We start from the raw sequence: 9342 nt of genomic DNA, 5'->3' as shown, positions 1-9342 counted from the left end.
ATTCAGCGCAAACTTAAAGAATACATCATCCAGATTTGAGAAATTATCTACTAATTCAAGGCGATGGTAGTACATGCGCGCCAGTTGGATGAACGCATCATCGTAGCTATTCAATGTATAACCGTGGTGCTTACCACAAGCGATAATATCTACGTGAGGCAGCGTCAGCAGATGGTCGATAACGGTGTTGAACTGCTGTTTTGTCAGTTCACCGTTAAAGGTGTCCTTTTCTTCACTGACCACCCAACCCCCGTTATCGGCTACGAACGAAATCTCGTGGGCAATTTCCGGGAAAAATGAAATTAGCTGATAATACTGGTTGCCGCTGGCGACCACGAAGCGAATCCCTTGTTCTTTCATTTGTGCATAAAGGTCTGCAAAACGCGCGCGGTTGTACTCTTTATTATCGTCGAGGAAAGTCCCATCCATGTCGACGGCAATTAGTTTCACACTCATCGATTTCTCCGTTGAATTAATTTGGGTACAAGGTCTGTAGGTTTTGCGACGGCTTTCGCAACTAGCGCTGCAACAACCATCAAACTCAGTACTACCAGCATAGCCAGACGCAGGCCGTAATGTTCGCCGAGGAAGCCCAATAGCGGCGGCCCCACAAGGAATGCAATATAGCCAGAAGCGGCAACGACACTGACGCGAGTTGCCGGGTCTGGGCCGGTATCGCCCGCGGCAGAAATGGTGAGCGGGAAGCCGAGCGAGGTGCCCAGGCCCCACAAAATCACGGAAATGCCAGCGACAAAGGCATTATCGACAAAGATGATTAAGCCGATGCCCAAAATCCCCATCACTGCGCAGGCGCGAACCACGGTTACCCGGCTGTAGCGGTCGATAAACCAGCCGCCAGTGAAACGGCCCACGGTCATACCCAGCGTAAAGCCGACATAAATCATTGAACCAGACGTTGGGCTAAAACCATGACCGTCGACCATCAGCAATGGCAACCAGTCATTGGCGGAGCCTTCTGCAAATGCCATCGCCAGCACAATAGTACCAATCAATATCAGTTGTAGATCTTTATAAAAAGGAGGGTGTGGCTCGTGGGTATCAGCGGAATTCGCGTCGGCATTGTCTTTGCCTACACCATGCGGGATGGCGGTAATCGCGATAATAATGGGGGTAATCACGATTAAGCCAATCACCAACAAATGCCCATAAGCCGTGACGTTAAAAGCTGTCAGGCTCATGCCAATACCTGCGCCTGCCAGCGTGCCAAGGCTGTAAAAACCGTGCATCATCGGTAACACTGTCTTTTTCAGCAGCCCTTCAACTATGGCGCCTTCTACGTTCATCGCCACTTCAGATGAACCAAGACCTGCACCTAAAATCGCCAGCCCCAGCGCAAACAGCCACGGGGAAGAAAAGAACAGTGCAACGCCCATCACCAACATGCCGGTGACCATTAGCGTCATACCGCTACGGATAATATTACGCGTACCAAAACGCTTAACCAGCCAGCCGGAAAAGAGAATGCCGCTCATCGAACCAACCGACAGACCAAACAGCACAATACCCATACCGGCGGTCGACACACTGAGCGTGTCCCGAATGGCTGGAGTACGTGTAGCCCAGGAGGCCATAACAAGACCAGGCAGGAAGAAGAAGGCGAACAATGCCCAGGTGCGACGTTGGGTTGCTTTACGTTGGCTAATAGCGGCAGACATGGAAATACCGGTTGGCGGTGAATGAGAATGACACTAGCAAGAATGTGTACATTTGTACACATTGCCTGGTAAACTCTTTTTAGTCCGGCTTAACCGAGTATAAATCATGAGCAAAGCCCCGCGCCGTAACGATCCCGACCGACGTGAAAGAATTGTGCAAGCTACGCTGGATATGCTGGTGGAACACGGTATTAGCCATATCACACACCGTAAAATTGCCGAAGCAGCAGGCGTTTCGTTAGGGTCGATGACCTATTATTTCGACGGTATCGAATCATTGCTCAGTGAGGCATTCACGCAGTTTGCCCACCAGATGTCAGACGATTACCGTAACCGTCTGGCGCAAGCCAGTAATCGCAATGAGGCCTGCGAAGCGATTGTCGACATGATCTGTGGCGAGAAAATTGCCACCTCTTATAACTTGCAAGTGATGTATCAACTGTATGCTTACGCTAATCGTAATCCACAGCTAAAAATCATTATGCAGGACTGGATGTGCCGCAGCCAACAAGTGCTGGAAGCCTTTTTTGACCCGATTACCGCCCGAACCCTGGATGCTTTTATCGAAGGCATGACACTGCATTACGTCACGGATCGGCATCCGTTGAGCCGGGCAGATCTCAGCAGAATGCTGGCAAAAATTGTCGGATAAATTTGGCAGGTGATTTTTTGCCTGTTGTTAGCTAGAGTTTGAAGCAGTTTCCTAATGTGAGTCCCTTACCAATGTAGTTGTCCCCTTAACGATAAACACAGCTTTAAAACCGACGAAATCGTCGGCGACTTCTTTGTGCTTGTTGATAAGGGATAACACATGTTTTTTCTCATTCTGCGTACGCTTCGCCAGCACCGCTGGTTTGCCCTGCTTGGGGCGGCATTACTGCTTTCTTCTGTCGGGAATGGCCTGACTTATGTCATTGTTTTTGGGAAGCTCCTCGCACTCGAAGCAAAACCTTCAGTACTGACGCTTGCCTATATTCTCGCGCTAGCACCCGGCTTCCCGGGGAGTTATCTGGCAGAAAAATTGCTCACCAAAATGGCACCTATTCCGGTCATGATTTTGTCTGAAATCATCGGGCTGTTGGGATTGTCTCTGCCGGCGTGGTCGTTATATAGCGATAACCTGATCCTGCTGCTTTCAAGCCAGGCGGTGGCGGCCTTTGCGGGGGGCATGATGGTGCCGGTTTTAAGCCAGACGTTAAAGAGCGGCCTTAAACCCACGGAACTCCCCGCTGCATCGGGCCTGGAAACCTTTATCTTTGCGGCAAACGTCATCCTTGGCATCGGCATTGGTACCTTGCTTTATGGGCACCTGCCTGCAGTGGCTATTCTCGCTCTGGATGCGCTGAGTTTTGTTCTGGGTATCGTGCTGCTGTTCGCTACACACCGGGCATTTCGGCCAGTGTGTGTGCCGGAAAATGGTGAGGTTATAGGCAACCTCAGCTGGCGAAGACTCACACAATTACAACGCCGAAGTCTGCTTTTTCTCCCGGCGATTGCGCTTGTCGGTGCTCCAGCAATGGCACTGTTACCGGCACTGGCGACAAACTTTAGCGGCTCATCCACTGACACGGGGTTGATGTTGTTACTGGCTCGCAGTACAGGGCAGCTTATCGGCCCGTTGCTGTTGTCTGAAGCACAGCTGCAACGCCACTCGGGGAAACTCAATGTACTGATCATTTCGCTCGCGTTGTTTATCTGCTGCTACGCACTGGTTTCGATCACCGATAAGCAATGGCTGGCTATGTTGCTGATAGTTATGGCCCACATCTTCACCAACATTGTCTATGTGCTGGCGACGCTAAACATCATGCAATCGTTTCCTGCCTCTGTCACCGGCAGGGCGATGGCGAAGGCCTGGCGCGTACAACTGATTATCACCTTGATTCTTCCGGTAATAGCAGGCTTTGCAGCTGACACTTTCGACCCTGCGTGGGTGCTGTACCTCAGCTCTGGCGGTGGGTTTGTGGTGCTGATTTGTGTACTCGCCACGAATCATTTAGCTGGGCGAAGAGAGGGAACGGCTTTGAATCTTAAAAATAGTGGCTAATTCCCGGTAGTCGCAATAGGTTTTAGTCAGGCGGTAAAGAGCGGGGAGTACCAACCGTTACCGCCTATTTTTAGTCGAGAGTTGTACCAGCAGTCATATTGACCACCGTTGCCGTCATTGCGCCTGCATGATCCGACGCCAAAAATGCCATGAGCTCGGCAATTTGCGAGAGTGTTGGCAGACGTTTCAGCATGGTGCTTTGCGCAGCACCCGCCACCCACTGTTCCACCGTCAAACCCGCTGCTTGTGCCTTTGGTGCAAACACTTCGCTGGTATAGGAACCCGCCTGAATAGCGCCGTCTAGCGCATGTGAACGCACACAAATGACTCGAATATTCTTTGGCGCTAGTTCGCAGGCCAGAGCCCTTGTGAAGGCTTCCATACCTGCGCTGCCGACAACATGACCCAGGTGGCCTGGAATTGCCATTGGCCCTGCGGGTGCGACCACCGAGAGGATGACGCCTGCGCGGTCACCGCCCATATAGGGAATGACTGCTTTGGATAGGTTGAATTGTGCTGCCAGGAACGGGTCTATTCCTTGCCTGAATTCTGTGAGGGATAACTCCGCAATTCCTTTGCCTTGATTATGGACAAAACCGGTGGCGTTGATCACCACGTCAAAACCACCAGTCTGTAGTGCAAGCTGTGCAACGTGCTCGCTGGTGGACTGCTCGTCGAGGACGTCGATGATGAATGTTTCGGCCTTTCCACCCGCTACGCGAATCTCATCAGCAACACTGCTCAATTTATCCTGGTTGCGTGCACCCAAATACACCTGTGCGCCCTCGCGTGCCAGAGCATGCGCAACGGCGCTACCGATAGCACCACTTCCACCGAAGATCACCGCTACTTTGCCTTCAACTAACATCGCGCAACTCCATTTAGCCCACCAGTATGACTCAAAAGTATGGGTGCTAAGTGATAGGTTGCAAGCGGCGGGCGTCTACGGTCACGGATTTCAGGCAATAAAAAACCCATCAACCTTGAACCAAAGAGGCGGGGTTGATGGGCTCCACAAATTGGGGACATCAAAGAAAAGCAGTGGCACTAATTAAGACTTTGCCCAAGGTAAAAAGTTCGCAATGTCTTAAAAAAATCTTTTTTCTTTGTCTGCGGCACAGATCACAAACCAGGCCATATGATTACGATAAGCGTCCCGGCCAGGGTTAACAACACGTTAGCGATAGCGTAGGTTCCGGCGTAACCCAGTGCCGGGATGTTGCTGCGCGCGGTGTCGCTGATGATTTCCATTGCCGGTGCACAGGTACGTGCCCCCATCATTGCGCCAAACAGCAACGCGCGGTTCATACGTAAAACGTATGCTCCAAACAAGAAGCAGATCACTACCGGAACAAGGCTGACGATCAGCCCGGCAACCAGCATTTGCCCGCCAATTGCACCTAAACCGTTGCCAATGCCGCTGCCTGCACTTAAACCGACACCAGCCATAAATACCATCAAGCCGAATTCTTTCACCATATTCAGCGCCCCTTGCGGGATGTAGCCGAAAGTAGGGTGGTTGGCTCGCAGGAAGCCCAGCATAATTCCGGCGAACAGTAAGCCTGCTGCATTACCTATGCCAAAGCTAAAGGAGCTGAACTGGAAGGTGATCATGCCGATCATCAAACCAATAATGAAGAAGGCACAGAAAGCGAGCAGGTCGGTAATTTGGCTGTGAATTGAGATAAAGCCGATACGTTCTGCCACGGTTTTCACGCGTCGGGCGTCACCGCTGACCTGTAAAACGTCGCCTTTGTTGAGCACGATATTGTCGTCAATCGGCATTTCAATTTGGCTACGGATAACGCGGTTGAGGAAGCAGCCATGATCGGTCAGCTTTAATTGGGCCAGTCGACGGCCAACGGCATTGTGGTTTTTCACCACAATTTCTTCGGTGACGATGCGCATGTCCAGCAGGTCGCGGTCGAAAACTTCTTTACCGTTACGGAAACTTGGGTCGAGGCGGGAATGCGCATCCGGATAGCCTACAAGCGAAATTTCATCGCCTTTTTGTAGCACTGCGTCACCATCCGGGTTTGCCAGAATGCCATTACGACGAATACGTTCAATGTAGCAACCGGTCTGGCGATAGATACCAAGTTCACGCAGATTTTTACCATCAGCCCAGGCAACCAGTTCAGAACCCACGCGGTAGGCTCGAATAACAGGCAGATAAACTTTGCGGGCGGCATCTGTATCTAACCCGCGTTCGCGAGCGATTTGCTGCGCGCTGGTTTGCAAATCCTGGTGCTGAAGTTTTGGCAAATAACGAGCGCCAACAATCAGGCTAACCAGGCCTATCAGATAAGTCAGGGCGTATCCGAGGCTCAGGTTATCCAGTGACGTGGCTAACTGGGCTCCGGCAACACCCGAATGGCGCAAAGTATCACCTGCACCAACCAGCACCGGCGTGGAGGTCATCGAACCTGCGAGCATCCCGGCGGTCAGGCCGATATCCCAGCCAAAGAGTTTCCCCAAACCTAACGCCAGCAGCATGGCGCTGCCGACCATCACGAGGGCCAACATCAGATAATTTTTGCCATCGCGGAAGAAAATTGAAAAAAAGTTTGGCCCAGCTTCCACGCCGACACAGAAAATGAACAACATGAAACCCAAATTTAGGGCGTCAGTGTTAATCGAAAAATGTTGCTGGCCGAGTATTAAAGAGACCACTAAAACACCAATGGAATTACCCAGTTGGATAGAGCCAAGGCGTAATTTCCCCAGGCATAAGCCCAGGGTCAGAACAACAAATAATAACAGGATGTAATTCCCGCTTAACAAATCTGCGACGTTTATATTCACGAAGGCTAACTTCTTGTTTACTAGTAACTTGTTGAAAGAGATGGTTTTTTGGTTTAAGGTTTCTACTAATGACGACGCAATTTGATGTATTTTCTTTGCATTAAAATATCCAGTGCGCAGACCTGATAATGGCCAGTAGTTTAATCTTTATAAAGATTAACGGCTAGTAAGAATATTATGCTAATTGCGCGATGTATTTTTTTAGCAAGGATTGCTGAAACTTATCTGACTCGGGCAGATTCTGCGTGCAGAACTGTAATTTTAAGTTCTATACCCGTTAGCATTCGAGTTGCAGCCAACACCCCTGCAGCTTGAAGGATGACGGTATATAGGCGAGCGTCAGGAGGATGTTTGTTCATGCGTGGACAACGTTGGTTTGGGGTCATTTGCTGCTTCGTGTTGTTTGTTGGCGTGTTTCTTTCTCAGAAATTAATGGCCGCCAACAGCTACCCGGGTGATAAGCACTCAGAGTGGGGAATGTTATTTTTTATCCTGCCTGGTGTTATCGCTAGCGTGTTTTCCCGCCATGGCAGAGTGATCAAACCGCTGATGGGCGCAGTACTGGCTTCACCGCTTTGTCTGCTAATCATTCAATTTTGGTTGTCGCCAACGCGAACGTTCTGGCAAGAAATGGCCTGGATGTTTAGTGCTGTGTTTTGGTGTGCTCTTGGAGCTTTGTGCTACTTGTTTTTACGTAGACTTCTCCGCCGTCAGCGGCGATAAAAAAACGGCTCGGTTGCTTAAACCGAGCCGTTTTTTTTAGTTTGAGGCTTATTCTGCGTTCTGGAACAAACTCAGGTGTTCTTTCGCGTAAGCTTCGAAATCAGTGCAACCACCAATGTGTTTCTGGTCGAGGAAGATCTGTGGAACGGTTTCAACCGGTTTACCGACAGTTTTTTCCAGATCGGCTTTGCTGATGCCTTCTGCATGGATATCAACATAACGGAAGTTGAAGTCGTCACGCTCAGCGGTCAGTTTCTCAGCCAACTCTTTAGCACGAACGCAATATGGGCAGCCTGGGCGGCCAAAAATTACTGCAAACATGGTATCTCCTTCATTTTTTATGGCCGAACGAAGCGGCGTATGGCATCTATAATGCCGCTAACTGTGATGAATGGGAAGAAGGTCTTGCCTGTTAGTCTGATACTCAGCACCTATATTGCGCGGACAAAACTGCTACCGGCCAGGGTATACTCAATCGATTATTGCCTCTGGAGACAAGCGGATGCGCTCACTTGGTGCTTTGCCGAAACCGGTGTTAGTCCTTGAAGTTATTGGTATCGCTTTTTTACTGCTTTCATATCTTTCCTTGAATGGTTACGTCGTGTTGCCCGCTCCCATAGGCAGTGCCACTGCGGCCATAGTCATGGTTTTCGTCGGCATTGCGTTGATGATTCCAGCAGCAGCATTTATGGTGTGGGCGATGGCGCAGAATGTGGCACCGCTGCTGACTAAAGGCCAGCCACCCGTCGATAAATCTCTTTCAGAAAAGCCAAAGGATAAACGCAATGACGCCGACCATTGATCTGCTGCGTTCACACCGTTCCATTCGTCGTTTTACCGACGCTCCCATTACAGACGAACAGCGTGCAGCCATTATTGCCAGCGCCCAGGCGGCTTCAAGTTCTAGTTTTTTGCAATGCAGTTCGATTATTCGCATTACCGATAAATCACTGCGTGAACAGCTTGTTGCGCTGACGGGGGGGCAAAAACATGTGGCTCAAGCCGCAGAATTCTGGATATTTTGCGCCGACTTTAACCGCCATTTGCAAATCTGCCCTGAGGCACAGCTCGGTCTGGCAGAGCAATTACTGCTGGGAGTGGTGGATACCGCGCTACTTGCGCAAAACGCTTTTACTGCGGCGGAGTCTCTGGGTTTAGGCGGTGTCTATATCGGCGGTATTCGTAACAGTATCGAGACGGTGACCGAGCTATTAGCTTTGCCAAAGCATGTTCTGCCATTGTTTGGTTTGTGTCTGGGTTGGCCTGATGAAGATCACGACATCAAGCCTCGTATGCCTGCTGCGATGGTAGTGCATGAGAATAGTTATAAGCCCGTCGACGCCGAGGTGTTGGCGCAGTATGACGAAGAGATGGCGCAGTACTATCTTTCTCGCGGTAGCAATGCTCGCCGTGACACATGGAGTGACCACATTCGTCGCACCATCATTAAAGAAAACCGTCCTTTCATTCTCGATTATCTGCATAAGCAGGGTTGGGCAACGCGCTAAACTATCAAGCGGTGGCTCCCGCCACCGCCAATCAATACATTTTTACTATCAATCACCCGCCTAAACGGTATTGGTGGTGCGTAGTCGCGAGTCGGTATAACAGAGCTAGCCACACTTTCTGTGATTATTTCGACACGATGACAAGGAACACCCGATGCCGATGACGACTCTTGATAACTCCCCGTTTTACGCCGCAGATATTATCCGTTCACGTATTAATGGCCTGGTGCCACGCGTGGCTTTCATTCTGGGATCCGGGCTTGGCGAATTGGCTGAGAAAATCGAACAACCAGTGGTATTCCCATACGACGAATTGCCTGGATTCCCGGTTAGTACGGTACACGGCCATGCTGGCGAATTAGTGGTTGGTACTCTCGCCGGTGTTCCCGTCGCTTGTATGAAAGGGCGGGGTCACTTTTACGAAGGACGTGGCATGTCTGTGATGACCAATGCGATCCGTACCTTCAAATTGCTGGGTTGTGAAATCCTCTTCTCGACTAACGCGGCGGGTTCACTGCGCCCTGAAGTTGGCCCAGGTCAACTGGTTGCGCTTAACGACCACATTAATACCATGCCGGGTACG

General features: G+C 50.5%; 11 protein-coding genes. 6 read left to right on the top strand and 5 right to left on the bottom strand.

Annotated elements, in window-relative coordinates; genetic code table 11:
* Both MES37_RS22010 and MES37_RS22005 read right to left on the bottom strand, forming a co-directional pair.
* A partial coding sequence (locus tag MES37_RS22010; protein ID WP_237932650.1) for an HAD hydrolase family protein occupies window positions 1-456 on the bottom strand: 456 nt, incomplete at its 3' end.
* On the bottom strand, window positions 453-1676 hold the full coding sequence (locus MES37_RS22005; protein WP_064548355.1) for an MFS transporter: 1224 nt from the start codon (window positions 1674-1676) through the stop codon (window positions 453-455). The genes MES37_RS22010 and MES37_RS22005, both read right to left, overlap by 4 nt.
* Before the next feature lie 106 nt (window positions 1677-1782).
* Here MES37_RS22005 and MES37_RS22000 point away from each other — a divergent pair, with 106 nt between their 5' ends.
* Window positions 1783-2328: a TetR/AcrR family transcriptional regulator gene (locus tag MES37_RS22000; RefSeq protein ID WP_064548353.1), complete on the top strand. Its 546-nt coding sequence runs from the start codon at window positions 1783-1785 to the stop codon at window positions 2326-2328.
* A gap of 159 nt (window positions 2329-2487) precedes the next feature.
* The gene (locus MES37_RS21995; RefSeq protein WP_064548351.1) at window positions 2488-3723 is read left to right on the top strand and encodes an MFS transporter; all 1236 of its coding nucleotides are present in this window, start codon (window positions 2488-2490) and stop codon (window positions 3721-3723) included.
* Between the two features lie 70 nt (window positions 3724-3793).
* Here the strand turns inward: MES37_RS21995 and MES37_RS21990 are convergent, their stop codons facing one another.
* Entirely contained in the window at window positions 3794-4591 is a 798-nt protein-coding gene (locus MES37_RS21990; RefSeq protein WP_232886475.1) for an SDR family NAD(P)-dependent oxidoreductase, read from the bottom strand.
* A gap of 254 nt (window positions 4592-4845) precedes the next feature.
* On the bottom strand, window positions 4846-6528 hold the full coding sequence (locus MES37_RS21985) for an aspartate:alanine antiporter (RefSeq protein ID WP_064548347.1): 1683 nt from the start codon (window positions 6526-6528) through the stop codon (window positions 4846-4848).
* Window positions 6529-6885: 357 nt separating this feature from the next.
* Here MES37_RS21985 and MES37_RS21980 point away from each other — a divergent pair, with 357 nt between their 5' ends.
* On the top strand, window positions 6886-7251 hold the full coding sequence (locus MES37_RS21980; protein WP_064548345.1) for an inner membrane protein YbjM: 366 nt from the start codon (window positions 6886-6888) through the stop codon (window positions 7249-7251).
* Between the two features lie 48 nt (window positions 7252-7299).
* On the opposite strand, the gene MES37_RS21975 is transcribed toward MES37_RS21980, so the two are convergent.
* Complete coding sequence (locus MES37_RS21975) at window positions 7300-7572, bottom strand: GrxA family glutaredoxin (RefSeq protein WP_034456459.1); 273 nt, start codon at window positions 7570-7572, stop codon at window positions 7300-7302.
* Window positions 7573-7753: 181 nt separating this feature from the next.
* On the opposite strand from MES37_RS21975, the gene MES37_RS21970 reads away from it, so the two are divergent.
* The 3 genes from MES37_RS21970 to MES37_RS21960 all read left to right on the top strand — a co-directional run.
* Entirely contained in the window at window positions 7754-8053 is a 300-nt protein-coding gene (locus tag MES37_RS21970; RefSeq protein ID WP_064548343.1) for a YbjC family protein, read from the top strand.
* Entirely contained in the window at window positions 8037-8759 is a 723-nt protein-coding gene (gene nfsA / locus MES37_RS21965; RefSeq protein WP_064548341.1) for an oxygen-insensitive NADPH nitroreductase, read from the top strand. Before MES37_RS21970 ends, nfsA begins: the two co-directional genes overlap by 17 nt.
* Before the next feature lie 154 nt (window positions 8760-8913).
* Window positions 8914-9342 (top strand): phosphorylase family protein (locus MES37_RS21960; protein ID WP_443107836.1); only part of this gene is annotated, 429 nt, incomplete at its 3' end.

It is taken from the genome of Buttiauxella sp. S19-1 (assembly GCF_022134725.1).
In the GTDB taxonomy this organism is placed as follows: domain Bacteria; phylum Pseudomonadota; class Gammaproteobacteria; order Enterobacterales; family Enterobacteriaceae; genus Buttiauxella; species Buttiauxella ferragutiae.
Note: the sequence above shows the minus strand (reverse complement) of the source record. Positions and strands in the feature narration are given on the sequence as shown.

Coding starts and splice junctions, on each gene's coding strand:
- MES37_RS22005 (WP_064548355.1), bottom strand. CDS start 1,676: ATGTCTGCCGCTATTAGCCAACGTAAAGCAACCCAACGTCGCACCTGG.
- MES37_RS22000 (WP_064548353.1), top strand. CDS start 1,783: ATGAGCAAAGCCCCGCGCCGTAACGATCCCGACCGACGTGAAAGAATT.
- MES37_RS21995 (WP_064548351.1), top strand. CDS start 2,488: ATGTTTTTTCTCATTCTGCGTACGCTTCGCCAGCACCGCTGGTTTGCC.
- MES37_RS21990 (WP_232886475.1), bottom strand. CDS start 4,591: ATGTTAGTTGAAGGCAAAGTAGCGGTGATCTTCGGTGGAAGTGGTGCT.
- MES37_RS21980 (WP_064548345.1), top strand. CDS start 6,886: ATGCGTGGACAACGTTGGTTTGGGGTCATTTGCTGCTTCGTGTTGTTT.
- MES37_RS21975 (WP_034456459.1), bottom strand. CDS start 7,572: ATGTTTGCAGTAATTTTTGGCCGCCCAGGCTGCCCATATTGCGTTCGT.
- MES37_RS21970 (WP_064548343.1), top strand. CDS start 7,754: ATGCGCTCACTTGGTGCTTTGCCGAAACCGGTGTTAGTCCTTGAAGTT.
- nfsA (WP_064548341.1), top strand. CDS start 8,037: ATGACGCCGACCATTGATCTGCTGCGTTCACACCGTTCCATTCGTCGT.